Source organism: Duganella sp. Dugasp56 (genome assembly GCF_047304105.1).
GTDB classification, from domain to species: domain Bacteria; phylum Pseudomonadota; class Gammaproteobacteria; order Burkholderiales; family Burkholderiaceae_D; genus Rugamonas; species Rugamonas hordei.
Genome location: NZ_JBGLYQ010000058.1, coordinates 1 through 26,044 on the forward strand (window position 1 = coordinate 1; position 26,044 = coordinate 26,044).

Genomic DNA, 26,044 nt, shown 5'->3' on the forward strand with positions numbered 1-26,044 from the left:
CCCCCCCCCCCCCCCCCCCCCCCCCCCCCCCCCCCCCCCCCCCCCCCCCCCCCCCCCCCGGGGTGGGGAAACCATGCTGGCGCCCCTTGGTATTTAAACCGTCAGAACTTCTTTTTCTTTCTCCGCAACCATCTTGTCGATGTCGACGATGAACTTGTCGGTCAGCTTCTGCACCTCGTCGGTGCCGCGGCGTTCGTCGTCTTCCGAGATCGCCTTGTCCTTGACCAGCTTTTTCATGCCTTCATTGGCATCGCGGCGGATGTTGCGGACGGCGATTTTCGCGTCTTCCGCTTCGCTCTTGACCAGCTTGACCATTTCCTTGCGGCGCTCTTCGGTCAGCGGCGGGGTCGGCACGCGTATCATGTCGCCCTGCGACGACGGGTTCAGGCCCAGGTCGGCGTCGCGGATCGCCTTTTCAATGGTGGCCGCCATCTTCTTCTCGAACGGCTGCACACCGATGGTGCGGGCGTCGATCAGGGTCACGTTGGCCACCTGCGTCAGCGCGGTCGGCGAACCGTAGTACTCGACCTGCACGTGGTCCAGGATACCGGTGTGGGCGCGGCCGGTGCGGACCTTGGCCAGATCGGCGCGCAAGGTTTCCAGCGATTTGATCATGCGCTCTTGCGCATTCTTTTTAACGTCAGCTACGGACATTGCTGCTCTCCTGTATCGGAATATTATTTAAACGTGAACCAGTGTACCCTCATCCTCGCCCATGATGACGCGCATCAGCGCACCGGGCTTGGTGATGGAAAACACTTTGATCGGCAGCTTCTGGTCGCGGCACAGCGCGAAGGCGGTGGCGTCCATGACTTGCAGATGCTTGGCGATGGCTTCGTCGAAGGTGATCGAGCTGTACAGCGTGGCGTTCGGGTCCTTCTTCGGGTCGGCGGTGTAGACGCCGTCGACCTTGGTTGCTTTCAGGACGATTTCCGCGCTCACTTCCGAGCCGCGCAGCGCCGCCGCGGTGTCGGTGGTGAAGAACGGGTTGCCGGTGCCGGCCGCGAACACGACGACCTTGCCTTCCTCCAGGTACTGCAGCGCTTTCGGGCGCACATACGGCTCCACCACCTGCTCGATGCCGATGGCCGACATCACGCGCGCGGTGATGCCGACATGGCGCATCGCGTCGGCCAGCGCCAGCGCGTTCATGACGGTGGCCAGCATGCCCATGTAGTCGGCGGTGGCGCGGTCCATGCCCTGGGCGCCGGGGGCGACGCCGCGGAAGATGTTGCCGCCGCCGATGACGATCGCCAGTTCCACGCCCAGTTTCGCGACCTCGGCCACATCGGCGACCATCCGTTCGATCGTGCCGCGGTTGATGCCGTAAGGATCATCGCCCATCAGGGCTTCACCGGACAATTTGAGGAGGACGCGCTTGTAGGCTGGTTTTGACATGAGACGGGGCTCCTAAGTTGGGTTGATTCGGTAAGGCTGCCGGCGCCCATGATACCTTGCCTGGCGCCGGGGACAACTGGTGTTACAGCCAAGATTGCTTGGGTCGGGCTAAAAAAACGGGCCTCTCGGCCCGTTTTCAGAATTACGCTCCTTGGGAAGCAGCCATCTGTGCGGCTACTTCGGCGGCGAAATCGTCGACTTTCTTCTCGATGCCCTCGCCTACCACGTACATGGTGAAGGCTTTGACGGTGGTCGATTTTTCTTTCAGCATCTGCTCGATCGATTGCTTGTCGTTTTTCACGAAAGCCTGGTTCAGCAGCGACACTTCCTTCAGGTACTTCTGTACCGAGCCTTCCAGGCGCTTGGCGACGATGTCGGCAGGCTGCACTGGCTTGCCGGCGGCCACGGCGGCGGCGGCATCTTCGTCAGCTTTCAGCTTGGCAACCGAACGCTCTTTTTCGATCAGTTCGGCAGGAACCTGGTCGGCCGACAGCGACACCGGCTTCATCGCGGCGATGTGCATGGCCACATCCTTGCCCACTTGCTCGTCGGCGCCGTCGAATTCGACCATCACGCCGATGCGGGTGCCGTGCAGGTACGAAGCCAGCTTGGCGGTGGTTTCGAAACGCTGGAAGCGGCGGATCGACATGTTTTCGCCGATTTTGCCGATCAGTGCGGAACGCACTTCGTCCAGGGTCTGGCCGTTGCCGGCTGGCAGTGCCAGCAGGGCTGCGACGTCGGCCGGGTTGTTTTCGGCGACCAGCTTGGCGGCGGTGTTGGCCAGGTTCAGGAAGTCGTCGTTCTTGGCGACGAAGTCGGTTTCCGAGTTCACTTCGATCAGCGCGCCCACGCCGTTGGCGATGTAGGTGGCGACCACGCCTTCGGCGGTGATGCGTGCCGAAGCTTTCGATGCCTTGCCGCCCAGCTTGACGCGCAGGATCTCTTCCGCACGACCCATGTCGCCTTCGGCTTCGGTCAGTGCTTTTTTGCATTCCATCATCGGCGCGTCAGTCTTCGCGCGCAGTTCGCCTACCATTGCTGCAGTAATTGCTGCCATGTGATTCTCCTGTATTCGGTGTTCGGGGGGATGGTGAGCGGCGCTCTAACCATTTACGTTAAAAAAAAGGGGGAGCTGTTGGCCACCCCTTTTTTCCTACTGCTTGCTGCGAACGATTAAGCCTGTTCGGAAACTTCGACGAATTCGTCGCCGGCAGCGGCTTTCACCATTTCAACGACTTCGTTACCTGCGGCAGCACGGCCTTCCAGGATGGCATCTGCCACGCCGCGGGCGTACAGAGTGATGGCTTTCGACGAGTCATCGTTACCTGGAATGACGAACTGAACGCCTTCTGGCGAGTGGTTGGTGTCGACCACGCCGATGACTGGAATGCCCAGTTTAGCGGCTTCGGTGATCGCGCCTTTATGGTAGCCAACGTCAACGACGAAGATTGCGTCAGGAACGCCGCCCATGTCCTTGATGCCGCCGATCGATTTCTGCAGCTTGATCATTTCGCGTTGGAACATCAGCGCTTCTTTTTTCGACAGCTTCTCTACCGAACCGTCTTCGATCTGGGCTTCCATGTCCTTCAGGCGCTTGATCGAGGTCTTGATGGTTTTGAAGTTGGTCAGCATGCCGCCCAGCCAACGCTGGTCAACGAAAGGTACGCCTGCGCGTGCCGCTTCGGCAGCGATGATTTCGCGCGCTTGACGCTTGGTGCCGACCATCAGGATGGTGCCGCGGTTCGAAGCGACCTGCTTCACGTGCTTCATCGCTTCCTGATACATACCCATCGTCTTTTCCAAGTTGATGATATGGATCTTGTTGCGGTGGCCGAAGATGAACGGAGCCATCTTTGGGTTCCAGAAACGGGTTTGGTGACCGAAGTGGACACCGGCTTCCAGCATTTCGCGCATAGTTACGGACATATTAAACTCCAGGGTTGGGTCTGGAATCCGATCAGTCACCATATAGGCACCCTTGTCGACCGGATTCGCGTTTATTAATGTGGATTTCCACGGGATTTTTGCAACATTGCTCAAAACCGAATTCAAGCAACCCGAGATTCTACCCTGAAAACAGCCACTTAGGCAAGCGTCGCACGCACCGGCCACGCCCTTGCACCACCCTGGCGAGCATCCCGCCACATCGTGGTGCGAAATGGGCCCGCCGCAACGCCTGCGCACCAAATTGCGCCGTATCAAAAAAAAATGAGGCATGGATATGCCATACATGTTTAAAATGTAATATCATCTGGAAAACTTTAATGCATGGCAATAACTATTAAACCAGAAGTAGTGTTCCATTACTGAAAGATCACCCTATGTCCATCCTGCTTGCCGTGACGCTCGCAGCAGCCTCCGCTGCCCAGCCCGTTTGTTCCTGGGACCACCCCGGCGTCAATCCCTACAAGGGCCGCAGCGGCGACGCCATCGACCGCTACACCGACATCCCGGCCGCCGTGCGCAGCACGCTGCGCCGCCGCATCGAGGAGCAGCAGCCGGACGACATGGTCACCATCACCCGCGACAGCATCAGCGGCAAGAGCCAGTACGACCCGGCGATCCGCGACATGCACTTTGGCGCCGCCTCGGTGTGCGCCACCGTCACCCGCAGCAAATGGGCGGAAAACCACCAGGAACCGGCCGCCGTCTATTGCGTCGACAAGCACTGCATCCTGGTACCCAAGATCTGCGGCAACGTCAGCCGTATCTCGCGCCTGCCGGCGGCGGTGGCAAAGAACGCCGGTGATCGCCCATACTTCGTCCCGGCCAACCAGGTCAGGCGTGAGCTGGGCGGCAGCTTGGGCGACAAAGACCTGGGCCTGGCCGACGCCGCGCATTCAGACGCTTCGTCCGGACAGGACGACCCATACAGCCTTGTAGGCGACTCCGCCGAGCTTCTCGATGCTCTCACGGAAGCTGCGGGCAAGCGGGCTCGCCTGATCGCCAGCATCCGCGGCACCCCAGCCGGCCACAGCCTGAGCGAGGTCGAAATGGCGTTCGACGAGGACGGATACGATATCGACCCGCGCGGCCGCGCGGGCCGCCTGTCCGGCCACAATTCAAGGTTCGACATAGACGATACCTCCGAGCTCCTCAACCCGGCGCCTGTGCCGGAAGCTGACACCTGGGCCATGCTGCTGGCCGGCCTCGGCCTGGTCGGCTGCGCCGCCCGCCGCGCCCGCCGCAAGCAAGCCGGCTCCCAGCCGGACTGAGCTGCTCCGCCCACCGTGCATCTCCGCACGCGAAGAGGCGGCTGTCGTTTATAATTTCAACCTACTGCACGCCGCGAGCCGACCCTGTCCGCTCGCCGCCTGCGTTTTTACCGTTTACCTTGCTGATTGCGATCCACTATGTCCATCTCCATTAAATCCGCTGAAGATATCGAAGGCATGCGCGTGGCCGGCCGCCTGGGCTCCGAAGTGCTCGACTACATCACGCCCTTCGTCAAGCCCGGCGTGACCACCGGTGAGCTGGATCGCCTTTGCCACGAATACATGGTCAATGTCCAGGGCACCATCCCGGCGCCGCTGAACTACTGCCCGCCGGGCTACACACCCTACCCGAAAGCCATCTGCACCTCGGTCAACGACGTCATCTGCCACGGCATCCCGGGCGACAAGGTGCTCAAGAACGGCGACGTGGTCAACCTCGACATCACCGTCATCAAGGACGGCTACCACGGCGACAACAGCCGCATGTTCTTCATCGGCGAACCGTCGATCATGGCCAAGCGCCTGTCCGACATCACCTACGAGTGCATGTGGCTGGGCATCGCCAAGGTCAAGCCGGGCGCGCACCTGGGCGACATTGGCCACGTGATCCAGCAGCATGCGGAAAAAGCCGGCTACAGCGTGGTGCGCGAGTTCTGCGGCCACGGCATCGGCAAGATCTTCCACGAAGAGCCGCAGGTGCTGCACTACGGCCGTCCGGGCACCCTGGACGAGCTCAAGCCGGGCATGATCTTCACCATCGAGCCGATGATCAACGCCGGCAAGCGCGAAATCCGCGAAATGGGCGACGGCTGGACCATCAAGACCAAGGACCGCAGCCTGTCGGCGCAGTGGGAACACACCATCCTGGTCACCGAGACCGGCTACGAAGTGCTGACCCTGTCGGCCGGCAGCCCGCCGCCGCCGGCGTTCATCACCGGCGCGGCGCCGGCCAACGCCGCGCCGGTCGCGGCGTAAGCCCGGATGTCGACCGCCGCGATGAAGAAGGAACTGCGCGAGCAACTCAAGCGCCAGCTGAAAGCCGACCGCCAGGTCGTCATCGCCGGCTTCCAGGCCGACGGCATGCCGGAAAAGCTGCTGCGCAGCCTGCGCCAGAGCGTCGACGCGGTGCTGACCACGGCCTGGCATGAAGCCCGGCTGCCGCCCAACACCGCCCTGATCGGCGTCGGCGGCTACGGCCGCGGCGAGCTGTTCCCCTACTCCGACGTCGACCTGCTGATCCTGCTGGAACAGGCGCCCGACGCCGCCACCACCGAAAAGCTGGAAGAACTGGTGCAGCTGCTGTGGGACCTGGGCCTGGAGATCGGCCACAGCATCCGCACGGTGGACGAGTGCCTGACCGAGTCGGCGGCCGACATCACGGTGCAAACCAGCCTGCTCGAAGCGCGCATCATCTGCGGCGACGAGCCGCTGTTCGCGCAGCTGCAGGCGCGCTACACGGCGGCGATGGACCCGCGCGCCTTCTACCACGCCAAGGTGCTGGAGATGCGCCAGCGCCACGCCAAATACGAGGACACCGCCTTCAGCCTGGAGCCGAACTGCAAGGAAAGCCCGGGCGGCCTGCGCGACCTGCAGGTGATCCTGTGGATGGTCAAGGCCGCCGGCCTGGCCAATTCCTGGCGCACCCTGGCCACGTCCGGCCTGATCACGCAGACCGAAGCGAAGCAGCTGATGGAAAAGGAGCGCGCCTTCAAGGACATCCGCGTGCGCCTGCACCTGCACGCGGGCCGGCGCGAAGACCGGCTGGTGTTCGACGTGCAGACGGCGATCGCCGAATCGCTGGGCCTGACCGCCACCGGCAGCGGCGTGCACATGCGCCGCGCCAGCGAATACCTGATGCAGCGCTACTACTGGGCTGCCAAGACGGTCACGCAACTGAACACCATCCTGCTGCAGAACATCGAGGAGCGGCTGTTCCCGAAATCCGGCGAGGCGGTGCGCATCAACGAGCGCTTCAACGACGTCAACGGCCTGATCGACATCAGCGCCGACGACACGTTCGAGAAGACGCCGTCGGCGATGCTGGAGATCTTCGTACTGATGACCGAGCGGCCGTCGCTCAAGGGCATGAGTTCGCGCACCACGCGCGCGCTGTGGCACGAGCGCTTCAAGATCGACGCCGCCTTCCGCGCCGATCCGGTCAACCGTGCGCTGTTCCTGCGCATCATGCAGGCGCCGGTGGGCATCATCCACGCGCTGCGGCGCATGAACGACATGTCCATCCTGGGCCGCTACCTGCCCAACTTCCGCAAGATCGTCGGCCAGATGCAGCACGACCTGTTCCACGTCTACACGGTGGACCAGCACATCCTGATGGTGGTGCGCAACATGCGCCGCTTCTCGATGGCCGAGCACGCGCACGAATACCCGTTCTGCAGCCAGCTGATGGCCAACTTCCCGCAGCCGTGGCTGCTGTACCTGGGCGCGCTGTTCCACGACATCGCCAAGGGCCGCGGCGGCGACCACTCGAAGCTGGGCATGGCCGACACCGAGCAGTTCTGCCGCGACCACGGCCTCAGCGACGAGGACACGGAACTGGCGGTGTTCCTGGTCGAGAACCACCTGACCATGTCGCAGGTGGCGCAAAAGCAGGACCTGTCCGATCCCGACGTCATCGCCTCCTTCGCCAGGGTGGTCAAGGACGAGCGCCACCTGACCGCGCTGTACCTGCTGACGGTGGCCGACATCCGCGGCACCAGCCCGAAGGTGTGGAACGCGTGGAAGGCCAAGCTGCTCGAGGACTTGTACCGCATCACGCTGCGCGTGCTGGGCGGCGAGCCGCACAGCGCCGACCACGAACTGAAGAACCGCCAGCAGGAAGCGCTGGCGACCCTGCGCCTGTACGGCCTGCCGCCGGACGCGCACGAAGCGTTCTGGAAGCAGCTCGACGTCGCCTACTTCCTGCGCCACGACGCCTCCGACATCGCCTGGCAGACGCGCGCGCTGTACGACCGCTTCACCAGCGACAGGCCGGTGGTCAAATGCCGGCTGGCGCCGATCGGCGAAGGCCTGCAGGTGGCCGTCTACATCAAGGACCAGCCGGACCTGTTCGCGCGCATCTGCAGCTATTTCGACCGCAAGAACTTCAGCATCCTCGACGCCAAGATCCACACCACGCGCCACGGCTACGCGCTCGACACCTTCCTGGTCACCGAGCAGAACTTCGCCAAGAGCTACCGCGACATCATCAGCCTGATCGAGCACGAGCTGTGCGGCGTGCTGACCACGCCCGAGCCGCTGCCGGCGCCGGGCAAGGGCCGGCTGTCGCGGCTGTCGCGCACCTTCCCCATCCAGCCGACGGTGGACCTGCGGCCGGACGAGCGCGGCCAGTACTACCTGCTGTCGGTGGCCGCCAACGACCGCACCGGCCTGCTGTACTCGATCGCCAACGTGCTGACCAAGTACAAGATCAACCTGCACACGGCCAAGATCATGACCCTGGGCGAGCGCGTCGAGGACGTGTTCCTGATCGACGGCGCCACGCTGAGCAACGCCCGCAGCCAGATCCAGCTTGAAACCGACCTGCTGGACGCGATCAAGGTATAAACTGGCTTCACTCTCTATAGAAAACGCATCATGTCAGAAGAATTATTACGCCTGTCCAAACGCATGTCCGAACTGGGCCTGTGCTCGCGCCGCGAGGCTGACGAGTGGATAGCGCGCGGCTGGGTACGGGTGGACGGCCAGGTCGTCTCCGAACTCGGCACCAAGATCTATCCGAGCCAGCGCGTCACCGTCGAGCGCCAGGCCGCCGCCGAGCAGTCCAAGCGGGTGACGGTGCTGATCAACAAGCCCATGGGCTACGTCAGCGGCCAGGCCGAGGACGGCTACCAGCCGGCCGTGGTGCTGGTCAAGCCGGAAAACCGCTGGCCGGACGATCCGTCGCCGGAAATCTTCCACCCGACGCAGCTGCGCTCGCTGGTGCCGGCCGGCCGCCTGGACATCGATTCGGTCGGCCTGCTGGTGCTGACCCAGGACGGCCGCGTGGCCAAGCACCTGATCGGCGAAACCACCGACGTCGACAAGGAATACCTGGTGCGCGTCGAGTACACCAAGCCGGGCAAGCTGCCCGACAGCGACCTCAAAAAGCTCAACCATGGCCTGTGGATGGACGGCAAGCCGCTGCTGCCGGCCAAGGTGCGCTGGCAAAACGACGACCAGCTCAGCTTCACCTTGCGCGAAGGCAAGAAACGCCAGATCCGCCGCATGTGCGACATGGTGGGCCTGAAAGTTGTCGGCTTGAAACGGGTTCGCATCGGCAAAGTCAAGCTGGGCGACCTGCCGGTCGGCCAGTGGCGCTATTTGCGCCCGGAAGAGCAGTTCTGACCTGGGCATCGTGGAAAAGAATGCACATTTACTGAAATATTCTTGCCAATTAGCAAGCCAAGAGCGCGAATAAATTGTAAACTGTGTAGATCGACCTCGCATTGTAGAAGTCATTATCAAAGAGATATGCCGTCGTGAACGATCCCATACCAAATGAATTTCGCCGCGGCCCTCCCAGCCTAAAAGATGCTGTGGAACCAATACCGGCGGGTTCGAAGCCACATGACATGACCGACGAGCATGATATCGGTGATTCATTGACCCTGCTCTCCGACAACGGCGATCCGATCTCCATTTATCCCGCCAGCTCCACCAATGTGGTGATGGCGCGCATCAAGTCGGTCGACCCGGAAAATCCCTACTTTGTGCTGGAGCTCAACGAGGGCGAGGTCATCCCGCCCGGCGAGGCCACCTTTGTCGCCTGGCTGCGCTCGGCCAAGGTGCAGTTCAAGCTGACGTCGCCGGACTGGGCGTCGCAGCCGGACGAACCGACCTTGATCCCGCTGGACTTCCCGACCAAGTGCCTGGTGCTGAACCGCCGCTCGTCGACGCGGCTGGAAACGCCGCTGGGCATCTACTACATGGCCTCGTTCGTGTTGAACGGCAAGCCGTACGAACTGCAGCTGTACGACTTCTCGGCCGGCGGCGTCGGCATGCGGGCCCCGCCGCGCGATTGCCAGGGCCTGTACGTGGGCCGCAAGCTGCAGCGCGTGCGGCTCGAGCTGGGCCCCGATTCGGTGATGATCGCCGATCTGGAAGTGCGCCTGTCGCGCACCTTCCGCTCCTTCCTGCTGGGCGAACAGGTGCAGATCGGCTGCCAGTTCATCAACCTGTCGCCGGTGATGCAGGAAGAGCTGGCGCGCCTGCTGGACAAGCTCAGCACCAGCAAGCAGCGCTAGCCCCCTGGTCCGGCACATAAATTGCTTAAAAAGCAGCTTACACAGCTGCTTTTTTTTATGGGCCCGGCATGACCACAACACAGCGCATCGTCAAGATCCGGCGCGACTACAACACCTGGGTGGCCAACGAAACCATCGAGGACTACGCGCTGCGCTACACGCCGCGCGCGTTCCGCAAATGGTCGGTGTTCCGCGTCTCGAACACCGCGTTCGGCGCGATCTCGTTCCTGGTGCTGGAAGCGATAGGCGGCACCATCACCGTCAACTACGGCTTCATCAACGCGCTGTGGGCCATCATGGCGGTCGGCCTGATCATCTTCCTGACCGGCCTGCCGATCAGCTACTACGCCGCCAAGTACGGCGTCGACATGGACCTGCTGACGCGCGGCGCCGGCTTCGGCTACATCGGCTCGACGATATCGTCGTTCGTCTACGCCTCGTTCACCTTCATCCTGTTCGCGCTGGAGGCGGCCATCATGGCCTATGCGCTGGAGCTGTACTTCCACCTGCCGCTCTACCTCGGCTACATGGCCAGCGCGCTGGTGGTCATTCCGCTGGTGACCCACGGCGTCACCCTGATCAGCCGCATCCAGATGCTGACGCAGCCGGTGTGGCTGGTGCTGATGGCCCTGCCCTTCATCGCCATCCTGCAGAAGCAGCCGGAACTGCCGGCGCAGCTGCTGGCCTACGCCGGCCGCTCCGGCCAGAACGGCCACTTCAACGTGCTGATGTTCGGCGCCGCCACGGCGGTCGGCGTGGCGCTCATCACGCAGATCGGCGAGCAGGTCGACTTCCTGCGCTTCATGCCGGAGAAGACCGCCGCCAACCGCCTGCGCTGGCACCTGGGCGTGCTGGTCGCGGGGCCGGGCTGGATCCTGCTCGGCATCGCCAAGATGCTGGGCGGCGCGCTGCTGGCCTTCCTGGCGATCAGCAGCGCCGTGCCTTTGGAGCAGGCCGTCAACCCGACGCAGATGTACTTGGCAGGCTTCGGCCAGGTGTTCGCCTCGCCGCAGGTCGCGCTGCTGGCGACGGCGCTGCTGGTGGTCATCTCGCAGGTGAAGATCAACATGACCAACGCCTATGCCGGCTCGCTGGCGTGGTCGAACTTCTTCGCGCGGCTGACGCACAGCCATCCGGGCCGCGTGGTGTGGGCCGTGTTCAACGCGCTGATCGCCGTGCTGCTGATGGAGCTGGACGTGTTCCAGGCGCTGGACCAGGTGCTGGGCCTGTACTCGAACATCGCCATCTCGTGGATCACGGCGGTGGTGGCCGACCTGATCATCAACAAGCCGCTGGGCCTGAGTCCCAAGGGCATCGAATTCCGCCGCGCGTATTTGTACGACATCAATCCGGTCGGCGTCGGCGCCATGCTGCTGGCGTCGGCCTTATCGGTGGCGGCCTTCATGGGCTTGTTCGGCCAGCAGGCGCAGGCCTTCTCCGCCTTCATCGCGCTGCTGACGGCGCTAGTGGCCTCGCCGCTGATCGCCGTGGCGACCAAAGGCAAGTACTACATCGCCCGCAAGCAGGAACACGTGCACAGCAAGACCTGCGTGATCTGCGAAAAGGAATACGAGTCGGAGGACATGGCGCACTGCCCGGCCTACCAGGGGTCGATCTGCTCGCTGTGCTGCTGCCTCGACGCGCGCTGCAACGACGTCTGCAAGCCGCACGCCAAGGTGTCGGCGCAATGGCAGGACGCGATGCGCGCGATGCTGCCGCAGTCGCTGGCGCGCTACCTGAGCAGCGGGCTGGGACATTACCTGCTGCTGATGATAGTCACCGTGCTGTTCCTCGGCGCGCTGCTCGGCCTGATCTACTACCATGAGCAATCGGTGCTGCCGGCCGGCGCCGCGGCGCTGCTGCCGCAGCTGCAACTGGTGTTCTTCAAGATCTTCGCGGCGCTGCTGCTCACCAGCGGCATCGTCGCCTGGTGGCTGGTGCTGACCAGCGAAAGCCGCCGCGTGGCGCAGGAGGAATCGAACCGCCAGACCGGCCTGCTGACGCGCGAGATCGAACTGCACGGCCAGACCGACGCCCAGCTGCAGCAGGCCAAGAAGACCGCCGACCAGGCCAACCAGGCCAAGAGCCGCTACATCGCCGGCATCAGCCACGAGATCCGCACACCACTCAATTCGATACTGGGCTACGCGCAACTGCTGGACAACGATCCGTCCATCCCCGAGCACCGCCAGCAGGCGATCCGCGTGATCCGCAGCAGCGGCGAGCACCTGCTGTCGCTGATCGAGGGCACGCTGGACATCGCCCGCATCGAAGGCGGCAAGTTCAACTTCGACATGAAGGAGCTGAACTTCCCCGACTTCATCGGCCAGATCGTGCGCATGTTCGAACTGCAGGCGGCCAACAAGGGGCTGAGCTTCCGCTACGAACTGACCGGCGCGCTGCCGCGCATCGTGCGCGCCGACCGCAAGCGGCTGGGGCAAATCCTCATCAACATCCTCGGCAACGCCGTCAAGTTCACCAGCAGCGGCGGCATCGTGCTGCGGCTGCAGTACGCGCGCGAGATGGCCTCGTTCGAGATCGAGGACACCGGACCCGGCATCCTGCAGGAGGAGATCGACCACATCTTCGAGCCGTTCTCGCGCGGCAGCGCCAGCGCGCACGCCAACGCCAGCGGCACTGGCCTCGGACTGCCGATCTCCAAGATGCTGACGCAGCTGATGGGCGGCGAACTGAATATCCGCAGCATGCCCGAACAAGGCAGCGTATTCCACATCCGTCTGTTCCTGCCCAGCGTGCACGTCTCCGGCAGGGAGCTGAAGGAGCTGGAGCAGCCCGAACGCCAGCGCACCGGCTATCGCGGCCCGCGCCGCCGCATCCTGGTGGTGGACAACGAGCGGGTCGACCGCGAGATGCTGCTCAACATACTGGCGCCACTGGGCTTCGACGTGGCGCTGGCCGAATCGGGCCTCGAATGCCTGGACCTGCACGCGTCGTTCCAGCCGGACCTGATCCTGATGGACCTCGCGATGCCGGCCATGGATGGCTGGGAAGCGAGCTACATCCTGCGCCGCCGGCAGCTGTCCACGGTGCCGATCGCCATCGTCTCGGCCAACGCCTTCGACAAGGGCATGGAGAACGCGGCCGGCATCACGGCGGCGGACTTCATCGTCAAACCGGTCAACGTGGCCGAGCTGCTGGACTGGATAGGCCGGCGGCTGACGCTGGAATGGATCACGCAGCCGGGCATCGGCATCGAGGTGGCGGCCGCCGCGCCGGAACTGGCGCAGCTGGTGTTTCCTCCGGCCGCGCACCTGGAAGCGCTGAATGAACTGATACGCATCGGCTACGTGCGCGGCATCCAGAACAAGCTCGATGAAATCAGCGCACTCGACGCGCGCTACCTGCACTTCACGCAAACCATGCGCAATTTCGCGGCCCGCTTCCAGCTGGATGCGATGGCCGATTTCGTCCTGAGGAACAAGAGCGATGAACTTCAACATTGAACCCGCGCGCGGCAATATCGTCCTGGTGGTGGACGACGTGCCGGAAAACCTGGCCGTGCTGCACGACGCGCTGGACGAATCAGGCTTCACGGTCCTCGTCGCCAACAACGGCGAATCGGCCCTGCAGCGCGCCGCCGAGGCGCAACCGGACATCATCCTGCTGGACGCCATCATGCCCGGCATGGACGGCTTCGAAACCTGCCGCCGGCTCAAGGCCAGCCTGGCGACGAAGCAGATCCCGGTGGTCTTCATGACGGGGCTGACCGAAGCCGAACACGTGGTGGCGGCGTTTGCCGCCGGCGGCAACGACTACGTCACCAAGCCGCTGCGCACCAGCGAGGTGCTGGCGCGGATCGCCGCCCACATGCAGACGGCGCGGCTGATGGACCAGGCCCGCAGCGCGCTGGACGCCTTTGGCAACGCCGTCATCGCGATGACGCCGCGCGACGGCAAGATTGTCTGGCAAACCCCGCTGGCACGCACGCTGATGCAGGGCTACGCGGTCGACGGCGAGCTGGCCCCGTGGCTGGAAGCGACACAGGCCGCGCACAGCCAGGGCCAGTCGCACCCGCCGCTGGCCCTGATACGCGGCGCGCGGAGGCTGATCTTCTCGGCGGCGGAATTCAGCGAAAACGCGCAATGGATGATCGTGCTGCGCGAGGAATCGGACGCCGCGCAAATCGAAAAGCTGATGGCCTCCTTCAAGCTGACGCAGCGCGAATCGGAGGTGCTGAACTGGGTCATCAAGGGCAAGACCAACCGCGACATCGGCGACATCCTCGGCACCAGCCCGCGCACGGTCAACAAGCACCTGGAACACGTGTTCGTCAAACTGGGCGTGGAAACCCGCACCTCCGCCGCCTCCGTCGCGCTGGCGAAACTCGCCTGATTGCGATTTGGCTTACACTTGGTGGATGACCAAAGAACACGAACTACGGCAATCCAAGCGGCTGGCGCTGGCGCTGCTGGCGGCGGCGACGGCCGTCTTCATCATCACGTCCCTGCTGCCGCGCGGCTTCTGGGTCGATGGCGTGCGCGCCGTATCCGAGGCGGCGATGGTCGGCGCGCTGGCCGACTGGTTCGCGGTGGTGGCGCTGTTCCGCAAGGTGCCCATCCCGTTCATCTCGCGCCATACCAGCATCATCCCCAACAACAAGAACAAAATCGCCGACAACCTGGCCGGCTTCGTCGAGGACAAATTCCTCAAGCCCGAGGCGCTGGCCGAGGTCATACTGAAAAACGATCCCGCCACCAATGTCGCGCAATGGCTGGAACGGCCGGAGAACCGCCGCTTCCTGTCCTCGTACCTGATCAAGCTGGTGCCGGAAATGCTGTCGATGGCGGACGACGCCAGCATCCAGAAGCTGCTGCGCGACGCCCTCGACGCGGCCGTCGACAAGCTGGAGCTGTCGCAGGCGCTGGGCGGCCTGCTCGATGGACTGACGAAGGACGGCCGCCACCAGGAACTGCTCGACGACGGCATCGCGGCGCTGATCGCGATGATGAACAAGCCGTCCAGCCGCGAGCTGATCGCCGGCCTGATCGCGGCCTGGCTCAAGCGCGAACACGCCGCCATGGAACTGGTGCTGCCGACCTCCTGGCTCAGCGAAAACGGCGCCGTCATGATCGCCAACACCTTGAACAACATCATGGAAAACATCGCGGCGGACAAGGGGCACAAGCTGCGCGTCCGCTTCGACGACATGGTGCGGCACTTCGTGGTCCGCCTCCAGTCCGATCCCGCCTTCATCGCCAAGGGCGAGGACCTCAAGCGCTACCTGCGCGACGGCGACGTCTTCAACACCTACATCAAGGATTTGTGGATCGGCGTGCGGACGTGGGTAAAGAACGACATCGAAACCGAGCACTCCAAACTCAACGACGGCATCGTCAAAGCCAGCCAGTGGCTCAGCGAGGAGCTGCTAAGCTACCCCGAGATGCGCGCCTCGCTCAACCAGCACCTGGCCTCCATGGCCCAGACACTGGCGCCGGCCTTCTCGCGCTTCCTGACGCGCCATATCAGCGACACCGTCAAGGCCTGGGACGAAAAGGACATGTCACGCCAGATTGAACTCAACATCGGCAAGGACCTGCAGTTCATCCGCGTCAACGGAACGCTGGTGGGAGGCTTGATCGGGCTGTTGTTGTATGCGAGCTCGCAGGTGATGGGGATGGCCGGCGCCTGGCTACACCACTGACTCTCATGTTAGGATTGATCCGTTTGACATCCGATTAACGATACGGGCCGTCGGCGTGACCAAATTCCGTCTTACCTTCGTATTCCTCGCTATATGCGCCGCGTCCGCGCGGGCCGCCGATATTCCGGTGACGATCTACGCCGACGCCGGCTATCCGCCCTACTCCTACGAAAAAGACGGCAAGCCCGCCGGCCTGTATTACGAAATCGTCCGCGCCGCCTTCGCCCGCATGCGCGGCTACAAGATCGACGTGCAGGCCGTGCCCTGGAAGCGCGGCATGGCGCTGATCCGGTCAGGCGCCGGCTTCGCGCTGTATCCGCCCTACCTGAACACCAAGGACGAACCTTGGACCTGGCCGTACTCGCTGCCTCTGTACGAGGAGCGCGTGGCCGCCGTCTGCCGCAAGGACGTGCTGGCGGCCAAGCCGCGCAAGCGCTGGCCGGAGGATTTTTACGGCCTCACGATAGGCAACAACGCCGGCTTCATCGTCGGCGGCGAGGCCTTCGAGAAGGCGGTACGCGCCGGCAGCCTGCGCATGGAGGAAGGCAAGGACAGCGCCACCAACATTCTCAAGCTGGGCATGAAACGCATCGATTGCTACATCAACGACCGCGTCTCGATCCAGTGGACGCTCAACCAGCTCAAGGCCGAAGGCAAATACGACGAAGGCGGCGCCCACGCCGAACTGGCCGAAGCGACCGTCATCGCGGTGGAGCAAGGCTTCCTCGGCTTCACGGACCGCGACAACGGCAAGTTCACGTACAAGTCAGACTTCGTCAGGCAGTTCGACACCATCATCTACCAGATGAAGCGCACCGGCGAAATCGACAACATCGCCCGCGGCTTCTTCAAGACTCACTAGACCGCCAGGTGGCGCTTGACGTCAGGGTCGTTCATCGCGGCCTGGGCGCCGGCGGCCACCACCTCGCCGCGCGACAGCACCATGAACTGGTCCGCCAGCTCGTGGGCGAAATCGAAGTACTGTTCGCACAGCAGTATCGCCATGTCGCCGCGCTGGCGCAGCAGCCGGATCACGTTGCCGATGTCCTTGATGATCGACGGCTGGATACCCTCGGTCGGCTCGTCGAGGATGATCAGCTTGGGTTCGGCCAGCAGCGCGCGGGCGATCGCCAGTTGCTGCTGCTGGCCGCCGGACAGGTCGCCGCCGCGCCGGTGCAGCATGTCCTTCAGCACAGGGAACAGTTCGTACACCTCGCCCTTGATGGTGGACGCTTTCTTGCCGCTGTGGGTGGCAAGCCCCATCAACAGATTTTCCTCCACCGTCAGACGCGCGAAGATCTCCCGACCCTGCGGCACATAGGCGATGCCGGACCGCGCCCGCTGGTGCGGCGCCATGCGCGTGATGTCGCGTCCCTCCAGTCTGACCGTGCCGGCCGATACCGGCAGCACGCCCATCAGGCACTTGAGCAAGGTGGTCTTGCCGACGCCGTTGCGGCCCAGCAGTGCCATGCACTTGCCCCGTTCCAGCTCCAGCGATACGCCACGCAAGGTGTGCGAGGAACCGTAGTACTGGTTGATTTTTTCAACTTGCAGCATATTTTTCAGCGCCCCAGATAGACTTCAATCACCCGCTCGTCGGACTGCACTTGCGACATCGTGCCCTGCGCCAGCACCGAGCCTTCGTGCAGCACCGTCACCACGCCCTGCTGCGCGATCTCGGTGACGAAGGCCATGTCGTGCTCCACCACCATGATCGAGTGCTTGCCGCGCAATTCATTCAGCAGCTCCGCCGTGCGCGCCGTCTCGGCGTCCGACATGCCGGCCACCGGCTCGTCCAGCAGGATCAGCTGCGGCTCCTGCATCAGCAGCATGCCGATCTCCAGCCACTGCTTTTGGCCGTGCGACAGCAGCCCCGCCAGCCGCCGCTCGCTGCCGTTCAACCGTATCAGCTTGAGTATCTCGTCGATCTTGCCCCGCTGCTCGGACGACAGCCGCGCGAACAGCGTCGGCCGCACGCGCTTGTCGGTCTTCATCGCCAGCTCCAGGTTCTCGAACACCGTATGCTGCTCGAAGATGGTCGGACGCTGGAACTTGCGGCCGATGCCGGCGTGCGCGATCTGGTACTCGGTCATGCGGCTCAGATCCATGGTCTGGCCGAAGAACGCGGTGCCGGAGGTCGGCCGCGTCTTGCCGGTGATGACGTCCATCATCGTCGTCTTGCCGGCGCCGTTCGGCCCGATGATGCAACGCAGCTCGCCGACCGAGATATCCAGGCTCAGTTTATTCAGCGCGCGGAAGCCGTCGAACGACACGGTGATCTCCTCCAGATACAGGATGGCGCCGTGCGTGGTGTCCAGTCCCGGCTCCGAAACCCGGCCTGACGATATGTTCAGATGTTCGTTGGCGCTCATGCCTGCTCCTTGCGCAGCCGCGCCGCCAGTCCCGCTATGCCTTGCGGCAGATAGCGCGTCACCAGGATGAAGATCAGTCCCAGCGCGAACAGCCACAGGTTGGGGAAGGCGCCGGTGAACCAGCTCTTCAAGCCGTTGACCGAGAACGCGCCGATGATGGGTCCCAGCAGCGTGCCGCGCCCGCCGACCGCCGCCCAGATCACCATCTCGATCGAGTTCGCCGGCGACATCTCGGACGGGTTGATGATGCCCACCTGCGGCACGTACAGCGCGCCGGCGATCCCGCACAGCACCGCCGACAGCGTCCACACGAACAGCTTGAACCACAGCGGGTTATAGCCGATGAACATCAGCCGCGACTCCGAATCGCGCACCGCCTGCAGCACGCGGCCCAGCTTGGACTGGACGATCCAGCGGCACAGCAGCAGCGAGCCGGCCAGCGCGGCCAGCGTGACCAGGTACAGCGTGGCCTTGGTGCCGGGCGCGCTGATCGAGTAGCCCAGTATCCGCTTGAAGTCGGTGAAGCCGTTGTTGCCGCCAAAGCCGGTGTTATTGCGGAAGAACAGCAGCATGAAGGCATACGTCATCGCCTGCGTGATGATCGAAAAGTACACGCCCTTGATGCGGGAACGGAAGGCGAAGAAACCGAACACGAAGGCCAGCACGCCCGGCACCAGCACCACCAGCGCGAGGCTGTACCAGAAGCTGTCGGTCGCGCTCCAGAACCACGGATAGGTTTTCCAGTCGAGGAAGACCATGAAGTCCGGCAGGTCGCTCTGGTACACGCCCTCCCTGCCGATGGCGCGCATCAGGTACATGCCGTGCGCATAGGCGCCCAGTGCGAAGAATACACCGTGGCCCAGCGACAGGATGCCGGCGTAGCCCCACACCATGTCGAGCGCCAGCGCGGCCAACGCGTAGCACATGAATTTGCCGACCAGGCTGACCATGTAGCTCGGCACGTGCAGCGCGTGGCCGTCCGGGAAGGCGAGATTGAGCAGCGGCAGCGCCGCCAGCACCGCACAACAGGCGGCGATGCCGCTCCACGCCCGGCGAGAAAACAAGGATGGATGAGTCATTCGGCGCTCCTGCCTTTCATGGCGAACAGGCCCTGCGGCCGCTTCTGGATGAACATGATGATGAAGACCAGGATGGCGATCTTGGCCAGCACCGCGCCCGCCACCGGCTCCAGGAATTTGTTCGCTTCGCCCAGACCCAGCGCGGCGATGATGGTGCCTGCCAGTTGGCCGACGCCGCCCAGCACCACGACCATGAAGGAGTCGACGATATAGCTCTGGCCCAGGTCCGGTCCGACGTTACCCAGCTGCGACAAGGCCACCCCGCCCAAGCCCGCGATGCCGGAGCCGAGGCCGAAGGTCATCATGTCGATCTTCGCGGTCGATACGCCGACGCAGCCGGCCATGCGGCGGTTCTGCATCACTGCGCGCACGAACAGTCCGAGCCGGGTCTTGTTCAGGATCAGCCAGACGCCGCCCACCACGAACAGCGCGAACACGATGATGACGATGCGGTTATACGCCAGCACCAGCGATCCCAGCACCGTCACGCCGCCGGACATCCACGACGGATTGGCCACCTCGACGTTCTGCGCGCCGAAGATGGTGCGCACCGCCTGCATCAGTATCAGGCTGATGCCCCAGGTGGCCAGCAGCGTTTCCAGCGGACGGCCGTACAGCCAGCGGATCACGGTGCGCTCCAGCGCGATGCCGACGGCCGCCGTGACCAGGAACGCGGCCGGCAATGCGGCGATCAGGTAGCAACCCAGCGCCGACGGGAAGTAGTTGCGGAAGCCGAGCTGGCACAGATAGGTGGTGTAGGCGCCTATCATCAGCAGTTCGCCGTGCGCCATGTTGATGATGCCCATCAGGCCGAAGGTGATCGCCAGGCCCAATGCCGTCAGCAGCAGCACGCTGGCCAGCGAGATGCCGTAAAAGACGTTGCCGATGAATTCGGTGCGCGCGAGGCGGCTGTCGAGCGCCTGCAAGGTGTGGGCGACGGCCACGCGCACGCCTTCGTCCGGCTCGGCGGCCAGCATCGATTGCAGCAGCGGGCGCAGGTTGGCGTTGCTGCTCTCGGCCAGCGCCTCGACGGCGGCCTTGCGGCGGATGCCATCCGGCGATTGCAGGTTGGCTGTGGCCACGACCAGTTGCAGCACGGGGCGGATGTCGGCGTCCTGCTCCTTGGCCAGGGCTTTCTCCACCAGCGGAGCCTGTACCAGCGTGACGCTCTTTTGCAGCTCGGTCGCCGCCGCCAGCCGCAACGCGCGGTCCGGCGAGAACAGCTTCAGCGCGGACAGCGCATCGTCGGCGGCGCCGCGCAGGCGGTTGTTGACCATCAGGCCGTCCAGGCCCTCGGGCAGCGGACCGTTTGTGCCGGTGGCGGGATTGTAGGCCTTGTCGTCGGTGACGATGTAGATGCGGCCGTCGGCTGTGGTGTAGAGCGCATCGTTCTTCAGCGCCGTCAGCAGGCGCGTGGCGTCGTCGTTGGCGAGCGCGCCGATCTTGACGATCGCTTCGACGCGGGCGTCCGGGTCATCGCCCGCCAGTGGCGCCAGCAGGGCGGGATCGATGGTGGCGTGTGCCGCGCCGGACAAGGCGCCGGACAACAACAGGCAGGCCATGAGCAGGAGTTTTTTCAAGATGCTTATCCTCAGGTGATGCGGACCGGCGGCAGGCGGCGCGGGATGCGGCTGCCGCGCTGCGCCGGCCCTGCCGCTTACAGCTTCTGCTTGCCTTCGTTACCCGGGATGTACGGGCTCCAAGGATTGGCGCGCACCGGGCCCGGCGTCTTCCATACGACGCTGAACTGGCCGTCCGGACGGATCTCGCCGATGAACACCGGCTTGTGCAAGTGGTGGTTGGTCGGGTCCATCGTCAGCGTGAAGCCCGACGGCGCCTTGAAGGTCTGCCCCGCCATCGCCGCGATCACCTTGTCGGTGTCGGTCGACTTGGCCTTTTCCACCGCCTGCGCCCACATGTGGATGCCCACGTAGGTCGCTTCCATCGGGTCGTTGGTCACAACCGTGTTCGCGTTCGGCAGTTTCTTGGCGACCGCGTAGGCTTTCCACTTCTTGATGAACTCCGTGTTCACCGGATTCTTCACCGACTCGAAGTAGTTCCATGCCGCGAGGTGCCCCAGCAGCGGCTTGGTGTCCACGCCGCGCAGTTCTTCCTCGCCGACCGAGAATGCCACCACCGGCACGTCGGTCGCCTTCAGGCCGGCGTTGCCCAGCTCCTTATAGAACGGCACGTTGGAATCGCCGTTGATGGTCGAGATCACCGCCGTCTTGCCGCCGGCCGAGAACTTCTTGATATTGGCGACGATGGTCTGGTAGTCCGAATGGCCGAACGGCGTGTAGACCTCGTCGATGTCGCTGTCCTTCACGCCCTTGCTCTTCAGGTAGGCGCGCAGGATCTTGTTGGTGGTGCGCGGATAGACGTAGTCGGTCCCCAGCAGCACGAAGCGCTTGGCGCCGCCGCCCTCCTTGCTCATCAGGTACTCCACCGCTGGTATCGCCTGCTGGTTGGGCGCCGCGCCGGTGTAGAACACGTTCTTCTCCAGTTCCTCACCCTCGTACTGCACCGGGTAGAACAGCAGGCTGTTCAACTCCTTGAACACCGGCAGCACCGACTTGCGCGACACCGACGTCCAGCAGCCGAACACCACGGACACCTTGTCCTGCGCGATCAGGCCGCGCGCCTTCTCGGCGAACAGCGGCCAGTTGGAGGCCGGATCGACCACCACCGCTTCCAGCTTCTTGCCCATCACGCCGCCCTTGGCGTTGATTTCGTCGATGGTCATCAAGGCCACGTCTTTCAGCGAGGTCTCGGAAATCGCCATCGTGCCCGACAGCGAGTGCAGGATGCCGACCTTGATGGTGTCGGCGGCGTAAACATTCACGCCCGAGGCCAGCATGGTGGCGGCTGCGGCGATGCGGCTCAAGGTGCCGATGAAGTTGCGACGATTTTGCATGTGATAGCTCCCTGTGAAAGTTAGAATTGCAGCTGCAAGGTGACCGAGAACTTGTCCAGGTCGGCGGCCTTGGTGACCTTGGTCTTCGAGTACACGGCGCTGATCTGCGCGCTGTAGCCGTCGATGATGTAGTTCACGCCGGCGTCGATCTGCTTGGTGTCGATGTCGGTGTCGGCGCTGAACTTCTGCCAGCGCGCGAATGGCTGGAACTTGCCCCAGCCGACCTTGTCCTCGAAGATGAACGAGGCGCCCGCGGAATATGCCTTGCCCTGTTCGGACTTGATGATGTCGTCGGTGTCGTAGTCGTAGTAAGCCGCTTCCAGCGCGACCGCGCCCGAGCCCTTGATACGCTTCTCCAGCAGGAAGTCGACGTTGTACGCGCTGTACTTGCCGTTTTTGGCGATGGTCAGGATGCCGTCCTTCTGGTAGCGCCCCGCGACGCCGATGGCCAGGATGTCGGCGCCGCCGATGTAGTTGCCGGTGCCGTAGTAGCCCGGTTCCGCGTCCCAGAAGTCGTACTGCACGCGGCCCGCGTACATCAGCGAGTCGTCGGCCTTGACGCCTGCCGCCTTGGCCTGCGACTGCGTCAGCGAACCGATGCCGAAGGTGTGGCCTTCGAAGGCGCCGAACGAATAACCCAGCTTGCCGCCCTCGCCCGCATTGCCCCAGACGACCACGCCGTCGTCGCGGCCGCGGAAGATGCCGCCGTTGTAGCCGTAGCGCGAAGCCACGCCGGCCCAGTAGCCGCCGCCCAGCGAGTAGTAAGGCCCCGCCATGTTGGCGCGGTCGGACGGCGACAGCAGGCGGCCGGCCCAGATGTTGAGCTCAGGCGAAATGGCGAACTGCCCCGCCGCGTCGAGGATGCGGATCTTGTCGCCGTCCCACTCGGTGTTGAGCATGCCCTTGATGTTCTTGTTCAGCGAGGCGCCGAAGAACAGCCGCGCCGAATCCAGATTGAAGTCGCTGGAACGGTCGGTGCCGTTCGGCGCGCCGTTTTCCGCGCTGGTGAAGCTCTCGCGCATGCCGAAACCGACGCTGACCGACTTGTCTTCGCCAAAATTGATCGTGGCACCCGCCTGCGCCTCACCAAGCCCGCCGACCGCCGCCACCGCCGCTGCCGTCAGCAGCACTCCCTTTTTCAACCCCATCTTGCTCTCCCTCTTGGTTTTGGATGTTGCAAGATTAGCTAGCAGACAAGCGGCAAGGAATACGTTGAATGACGTAGTGGCGCCGACGGCACAATTTGGTGGCACAATAACGGCTTACTTTTTCGGAATACCACCATGACCATCTTTGCCGCCCCTGTATTCGACGCCACCGTGATCTACGAAGGCAATGAGCTGTTCAAGGGCCAGGGCGCGGCGCGCGGCTGGGCCGAGAAGCTGGCAAAGGAGCTGGAGTGCGAGATCGGCGTCGAGAAGATCGGCACCGGCTGGGCGTTGACCGGCACCGTCGACGGCGAAGCCTGCCGGTGGGGCATCGTCGGCCAGCGCCTGAAGCGTTTGGAATAAGCGTGCGCTAGCGCACAACGTCGCTGCGGACCGGCGGGTACGATTCCCGATAATCTGCCCCACAAGGATAGCGATGAAGCGCGATATGCCAGCGGCGGCCGGTCCGGCCGGCACCGCCGCCCCCGCCCCGTCCAATGCTCCCGCCGCCGCCAGGTCGGCCGGGCTGCGCTACGTCCACGACGACCAGCCGGGCTATGCCCGCCGCAAACGGGGCAAACATTTCCACTACGTCGACGCCGACGGCCACGCCGTCACCGACGCCGACACGCTGGCGCGCATCAAGTCGCTGGTGATCCCGCCCGCATGGACCGACGTGTGGATCTGCCGCCAGCCGCTGGGCCATCTGCAGGCGACGGGGCGCGATGCGCGCGGCCGCAAGCAGTACCGCTATCATCCGCGCTGGCGCGCGCACCGCGACGACTCCAAGTATGAACGCCTGCTCAGCTTTGGCAAGGCGCTGCCTGCGATCCGCAGCGCGGTCGATGCCGCGCTGCGGCTGCCCGGGCTGCCGCGCGAGAAGATGCTGGCCACCGTGATCCACCTGCTGGAAGCGACGATGATGAGGATAGGGAACGAGGAGTACGCGCGCGAGAACAAATCCTTCGGACTGACCACGCTGCGCGACCGCCATGTGCGGCTGGACGGCGGCACCGTCGAGTTCCGTTTTCGCGGCAAGAGCGGCGTGCACCATGCGGTCAAGGTGGAGGACCGGCGGCTGGCCGCCATCATCCGCCGCGTGCGCGACCTGCCCGGGCAGGAGTTGTTCCAGTACGTCGACGACGACGGCAACCCGCACAGCATCGGCTCGGCCGACGTCAACGAATACCTGCAATCCATCGCCGGCGAGGACTACACCGCCAAGGACTTCCGCACCTGGTCCGGCACGGTGCTGGCGGCGGTGGCGCTGCATGAATACGAAAAATACGACTCCCAGGCACAGGCCAAGAAGAGCGTGGTGCAGGCGATCGAATCGGTGGCCAAAAAGCTGGGCAACACGCCGACCATCTGCCGCAAATGCTATGTGCATCCGGCGGTGATCGAGTCCTACCTCGACGGCACCATGCTGAAGGCGCTGCGCCGCCGCGCGCGCGATGAGCTGCAGCACGACGTGCACGCGCTGCGGCCCGAAGAGGCGGCGGTGCTGGCGTTGTTGCAGCACCGTCTGCAAACGGCCCCGGCCAGGTAAATAGGAGTAGAATTTAGCTCCGGCGAGTTTTCGCCCCAGACCGAACAGCCGTTGCGATATGCCTCAAGCCCTGCCTTTTCCGATTCGTAAAGAGTGCCCGCCGGGCGCCTGCGAGTGCGGCCGCGACGATTTGCTGCAGGCCTGGGACCGGGCGCCGGACGACACAGACATCCGCGTGCTGCGCCTGACCCGCGACCAGGAGAAGGTGCTGATTGAGCGCATCGAATCCGTCGCCACCTACGAACAGCTGGGCCATCTCAAGCAGCGCATCCAGGAACAGCTGGGTGTCACACTGACCATCACGCCCAGCGCAAACGGCGTCAGTACCGTCATGGGCCTGTCGATCAAGCTGGTCGAGCAGCCCGGCCTGTGCCGCCGCACGCGCGAGAACCTGCCGGCCGCCGTGCGCCGCTGCTTCCGCAACCATCCCGAAATCGTCTACGCGCTGCTGAACGCGCGCGACCTGCTGGGCGCCGAAGAGGAAGCCTAGCCCGGATGCGCGAGCGCGGCGCCGGGCATGTTGCCGCCTTCGGAGCCGTCCGGATAGATGTCGTGGAACTTGCTGTAGTCGAGAATGCGCACATTTCCCTCCTGCTTGTCCGACATGATGTCGGCGAAGTGGTGGTTGAAGAAGATGTGCTCGGCCGCGTAGGTCTGGCGGGCGTGGACGAAATCGTTGAGCGTGTCGTCCGTGCCGGATACGGCGACCGACAGCGTGGCGCCTTCATCGTGCAGGTCCTTCTGCGACTTGCCCCAGAACGGGCTCGATTCGTCGATCTTGTGCAGGATCGTCCACGTCAGCGCGAACACACCCGAGTGCTCGCGCTCCAGGGTCAGGTCGTAGAATCGGGTGAAGATCTGCCCTTCCAGCGTCGTTTCGCGGCGTATCAGCGTGGCCCGCACCGACGCTTCCAGTATCAGGTTGCCGCGTTCGTTCCCGGTGCGCAGCATCAGCGTCGGCACGCCGTTGAACGGCGTGATCACGGCGACATCGGAGAACATGATGCGCGACGTCGGCCGCGAAAAGCGCGCAAACAGCAGCCCCGTCACCGTCGCCACTTCGACCATGCCCAGCAGGATCTCGATCGAGGCGACGACGTGGCCGTAGGTCGAACCGGGATTCATGTAGCCATAGCCGACGGTGGCCAGCGTTTCGATCGAGAAGAACACCGTGTCGAGGAAGTAGCCCGGCCGCGCATTGGATACCGAGCCGGGCACCAGGAAAAAGGCCAGCGCGAACACCAGGTTGGTGACCAGGTACAGCGCGCCGATCAGCAGGAAGAAGCGCGGCCAGCTCAGCGTCAGCATCCAGTGATAGATGTCGCCCCAGTACCAGCGGCCGATGCCGACCCGCTTGATCTGCGAAGTCCCCATCTGGAACACGCCGCGCTCGTTGCCCACTCTTGGACGCACCACCTTTTGCGCCGGTACGCGCACCGGACCTTCAGTCATGGCCGCCCCGCC

23 protein-coding genes are annotated in these 26,044 nt (G+C 64.0%); 12 read left to right on the plus strand and 11 right to left on the minus strand.

The window, feature by feature from the left end:
- Positions 1–93: 93 nt before the first annotated feature.
- The 4 genes from frr to rpsB form a co-directional block, all read right to left on the minus strand.
- On the minus strand, positions 94–654 hold the full coding sequence (gene frr / locus ACCD07_RS28635; protein ID WP_176651099.1) for a ribosome recycling factor: 561 nt from the start codon (positions 652–654) through the stop codon (positions 94–96).
- 27 nt (positions 655–681) lie between these two features.
- Positions 682–1,398, minus strand: coding sequence for a UMP kinase (gene pyrH / locus ACCD07_RS28640; protein WP_176651100.1), 717 nt, complete (start codon positions 1,396–1,398; stop codon positions 682–684).
- 142 nt (positions 1,399–1,540) lie between these two features.
- Entirely contained in the window at positions 1,541–2,455 is a 915-nt protein-coding gene (gene tsf, locus ACCD07_RS28645) for a translation elongation factor Ts (RefSeq protein WP_176651101.1), read from the minus strand.
- 116 nt (positions 2,456–2,571) lie between these two features.
- A complete protein-coding gene (gene rpsB / locus ACCD07_RS28650) occupies positions 2,572–3,324 on the minus strand; it encodes a 30S ribosomal protein S2 (RefSeq protein ID WP_176651293.1) in 753 nt (250 codons plus the stop codon).
- 395 nt (positions 3,325–3,719) lie between these two features.
- On the opposite strand from rpsB, the gene ACCD07_RS28655 reads away from it, so the two are divergent.
- The 9 genes from ACCD07_RS28655 (at position 3,720) to ACCD07_RS28695 (ending at position 16,380) form a co-directional block, all read left to right on the plus strand.
- Entirely contained in the window at positions 3,720–4,613 is an 894-nt protein-coding gene (locus ACCD07_RS28655) for an MHFG family PEP-CTERM protein (protein WP_413449316.1), read from the plus strand.
- Between the two features lie 138 nt (positions 4,614–4,751).
- Positions 4,752–5,588 carry a type I methionyl aminopeptidase gene (gene map, locus ACCD07_RS28660; protein WP_353404521.1) on the plus strand — a complete coding sequence of 279 codons (837 nt, stop codon included), beginning with the start codon at positions 4,752–4,754 and terminating at the stop codon, positions 5,586–5,588.
- A 6-nt stretch (positions 5,589–5,594) separates the two neighbouring features.
- Complete coding sequence (locus ACCD07_RS28665) at positions 5,595–8,177, plus strand: [protein-PII] uridylyltransferase (RefSeq protein ID WP_413449317.1); 2,583 nt, start codon at positions 5,595–5,597, stop codon at positions 8,175–8,177.
- A gap of 30 nt (positions 8,178–8,207) precedes the next feature.
- Positions 8,208–8,957, plus strand: coding sequence for a pseudouridine synthase (locus ACCD07_RS28670; protein WP_008449305.1), 750 nt, complete (start codon positions 8,208–8,210; stop codon positions 8,955–8,957).
- 227 nt (positions 8,958–9,184) lie between these two features.
- Positions 9,185–9,856: a flagellar brake protein gene (locus ACCD07_RS28675; protein ID WP_176651104.1), complete on the plus strand. Its 672-nt coding sequence runs from the start codon at positions 9,185–9,187 to the stop codon at positions 9,854–9,856.
- Positions 9,857–9,924: 68 nt separating this feature from the next.
- A complete protein-coding gene (locus ACCD07_RS28680; protein ID WP_413449318.1) occupies positions 9,925–13,320 on the plus strand; it encodes an ATP-binding protein in 3,396 nt (1,131 codons plus the stop codon).
- Complete coding sequence (locus ACCD07_RS28685; RefSeq protein WP_413449319.1) at positions 13,304–14,209, plus strand: response regulator; 906 nt, start codon at positions 13,304–13,306, stop codon at positions 14,207–14,209. The genes ACCD07_RS28680 and ACCD07_RS28685 overlap by 17 nt, the downstream gene beginning before the upstream one ends.
- 25 nt (positions 14,210–14,234) lie before the next feature.
- Positions 14,235–15,518, plus strand: coding sequence for a DUF445 domain-containing protein (locus tag ACCD07_RS28690; protein ID WP_413449320.1), 1,284 nt, complete (start codon positions 14,235–14,237; stop codon positions 15,516–15,518).
- A 55-nt stretch (positions 15,519–15,573) separates the two neighbouring features.
- Positions 15,574–16,380, plus strand: coding sequence for a transporter substrate-binding domain-containing protein (locus ACCD07_RS28695; protein ID WP_176651109.1), 807 nt, complete (start codon positions 15,574–15,576; stop codon positions 16,378–16,380).
- Here ACCD07_RS28695 and urtE read toward each other — a convergent pair.
- The 6 genes from urtE to ACCD07_RS28725 form a co-directional block, all read right to left on the minus strand.
- A complete protein-coding gene (gene urtE, locus ACCD07_RS28700; RefSeq protein WP_413449321.1) occupies positions 16,377–17,075 on the minus strand; it encodes an urea ABC transporter ATP-binding subunit UrtE in 699 nt (232 codons plus the stop codon). The two genes, ACCD07_RS28695 and urtE, sit on opposite strands and share 4 nt — an antisense overlap.
- Before the next feature lie 5 nt (positions 17,076–17,080).
- A complete protein-coding gene (urtD, locus tag ACCD07_RS28705) occupies positions 17,081–17,890 on the minus strand; it encodes an urea ABC transporter ATP-binding protein UrtD (RefSeq protein ID WP_176651111.1) in 810 nt (269 codons plus the stop codon).
- Positions 17,887–18,969, minus strand: coding sequence for an urea ABC transporter permease subunit UrtC (urtC, locus tag ACCD07_RS28710; protein ID WP_413449322.1), 1,083 nt, complete (start codon positions 18,967–18,969; stop codon positions 17,887–17,889). The genes urtD and urtC overlap by 4 nt, the downstream gene beginning before the upstream one ends.
- Positions 18,966–20,531 carry an urea ABC transporter permease subunit UrtB gene (urtB, locus tag ACCD07_RS28715; protein ID WP_413449335.1) on the minus strand — a complete coding sequence of 522 codons (1,566 nt, stop codon included), beginning with the start codon at positions 20,529–20,531 and terminating at the stop codon, positions 18,966–18,968. The genes urtC and urtB overlap by 4 nt, the downstream gene beginning before the upstream one ends.
- A 95-nt stretch (positions 20,532–20,626) precedes the next feature.
- Positions 20,627–21,826, minus strand: coding sequence for an urea ABC transporter substrate-binding protein (urtA, locus tag ACCD07_RS28720; protein WP_353404588.1), 1,200 nt, complete (start codon positions 21,824–21,826; stop codon positions 20,627–20,629).
- 77 nt (positions 21,827–21,903) lie between these two features.
- Positions 21,904–23,031 carry a porin gene (locus ACCD07_RS28725; protein WP_413449323.1) on the minus strand — a complete coding sequence of 376 codons (1,128 nt, stop codon included), beginning with the start codon at positions 23,029–23,031 and terminating at the stop codon, positions 21,904–21,906.
- A gap of 135 nt (positions 23,032–23,166) precedes the next feature.
- Here ACCD07_RS28725 and ACCD07_RS28730 point away from each other — a divergent pair, with 135 nt between their 5' ends.
- The 3 genes from ACCD07_RS28730 (at position 23,167) to ACCD07_RS28740 (ending at position 25,070) form a co-directional block, all read left to right on the plus strand.
- The gene (locus ACCD07_RS28730) at positions 23,167–23,394 is read left to right on the plus strand and encodes a hypothetical protein (RefSeq protein ID WP_176651114.1); all 228 of its coding nucleotides are present in this window, start codon (positions 23,167–23,169) and stop codon (positions 23,392–23,394) included.
- Positions 23,395–23,467: 73 nt separating this feature from the next.
- Positions 23,468–24,580 (plus strand): DNA topoisomerase IB, encoded by a 1,113-nt coding sequence (locus ACCD07_RS28735; protein WP_413449324.1) that lies wholly within the window; start codon positions 23,468–23,470, stop codon positions 24,578–24,580.
- 58 nt (positions 24,581–24,638) lie between these two features.
- Positions 24,639–25,070, plus strand: a complete 432-nt coding sequence (locus ACCD07_RS28740; RefSeq protein ID WP_353404505.1) for a hypothetical protein — start codon at positions 24,639–24,641, stop codon at positions 25,068–25,070.
- Here ACCD07_RS28740 and ACCD07_RS28745 read toward each other — a convergent pair.
- On the minus strand, positions 25,067–26,032 hold the full coding sequence (locus tag ACCD07_RS28745; protein ID WP_176651117.1) for an ion channel: 966 nt from the start codon (positions 26,030–26,032) through the stop codon (positions 25,067–25,069). The two genes, ACCD07_RS28740 and ACCD07_RS28745, sit on opposite strands and share 4 nt — an antisense overlap.
- Positions 26,033–26,044 lie beyond the last annotated feature (12 nt).

Coding starts and splice junctions, on each gene's coding strand:
- tsf (WP_176651101.1), bottom strand. CDS start 2,455: ATGGCAGCAATTACTGCAGCAATGGTAGGCGAACTGCGCGCGAAGACT.
- ACCD07_RS28670 (WP_008449305.1), top strand. CDS start 8,208: ATGTCAGAAGAATTATTACGCCTGTCCAAACGCATGTCCGAACTGGGC.
- urtA (WP_353404588.1), bottom strand. CDS start 21,826: ATGCTGGCCTCGGGCGTGAATGTTTACGCCGCCGACACCATCAAGGTC.
- ACCD07_RS28675 (WP_176651104.1), top strand. CDS start 9,185: ATGACCGACGAGCATGATATCGGTGATTCATTGACCCTGCTCTCCGAC.
- ACCD07_RS28740 (WP_353404505.1), top strand. CDS start 24,639: ATGCCTCAAGCCCTGCCTTTTCCGATTCGTAAAGAGTGCCCGCCGGGC.
- pyrH (WP_176651100.1), bottom strand. CDS start 1,398: ATGTCAAAACCAGCCTACAAGCGCGTCCTCCTCAAATTGTCCGGTGAA.
- urtC (WP_413449322.1), bottom strand. CDS start 18,969: ATGACTCATCCATCCTTGTTTTCTCGCCGGGCGTGGAGCGGCATCGCC.
- ACCD07_RS28745 (WP_176651117.1), bottom strand. CDS start 26,032: ATGACTGAAGGTCCGGTGCGCGTACCGGCGCAAAAGGTGGTGCGTCCA.
- frr (WP_176651099.1), bottom strand. CDS start 654: ATGTCCGTAGCTGACGTTAAAAAGAATGCGCAAGAGCGCATGATCAAA.
- ACCD07_RS28665 (WP_413449317.1), top strand. CDS start 5,595: ATGTCGACCGCCGCGATGAAGAAGGAACTGCGCGAGCAACTCAAGCGC.
- ACCD07_RS28685 (WP_413449319.1), top strand. CDS start 13,304: ATGAACTTCAACATTGAACCCGCGCGCGGCAATATCGTCCTGGTGGTG.
- urtE (WP_413449321.1), bottom strand. CDS start 17,075: ATGCTGCAAGTTGAAAAAATCAACCAGTACTACGGTTCCTCGCACACC.
- ACCD07_RS28680 (WP_413449318.1), top strand. CDS start 9,925: ATGACCACAACACAGCGCATCGTCAAGATCCGGCGCGACTACAACACC.
- rpsB (WP_176651293.1), bottom strand. CDS start 3,324: ATGTCCGTAACTATGCGCGAAATGCTGGAAGCCGGTGTCCACTTCGGT.
- urtB (WP_413449335.1), bottom strand. CDS start 20,531: ATGGCCTGCCTGTTGTTGTCCGGCGCCTTGTCCGGCGCGGCACACGCC.
- ACCD07_RS28690 (WP_413449320.1), top strand. CDS start 14,235: ATGACCAAAGAACACGAACTACGGCAATCCAAGCGGCTGGCGCTGGCG.
- ACCD07_RS28725 (WP_413449323.1), bottom strand. CDS start 23,031: ATGGGGTTGAAAAAGGGAGTGCTGCTGACGGCAGCGGCGGTGGCGGCG.
- ACCD07_RS28735 (WP_413449324.1), top strand. CDS start 23,468: ATGAAGCGCGATATGCCAGCGGCGGCCGGTCCGGCCGGCACCGCCGCC.
- ACCD07_RS28730 (WP_176651114.1), top strand. CDS start 23,167: ATGACCATCTTTGCCGCCCCTGTATTCGACGCCACCGTGATCTACGAA.
- ACCD07_RS28655 (WP_413449316.1), top strand. CDS start 3,720: ATGTCCATCCTGCTTGCCGTGACGCTCGCAGCAGCCTCCGCTGCCCAG.
- map (WP_353404521.1), top strand. CDS start 4,752: ATGTCCATCTCCATTAAATCCGCTGAAGATATCGAAGGCATGCGCGTG.
- urtD (WP_176651111.1), bottom strand. CDS start 17,890: ATGAGCGCCAACGAACATCTGAACATATCGTCAGGCCGGGTTTCGGAG.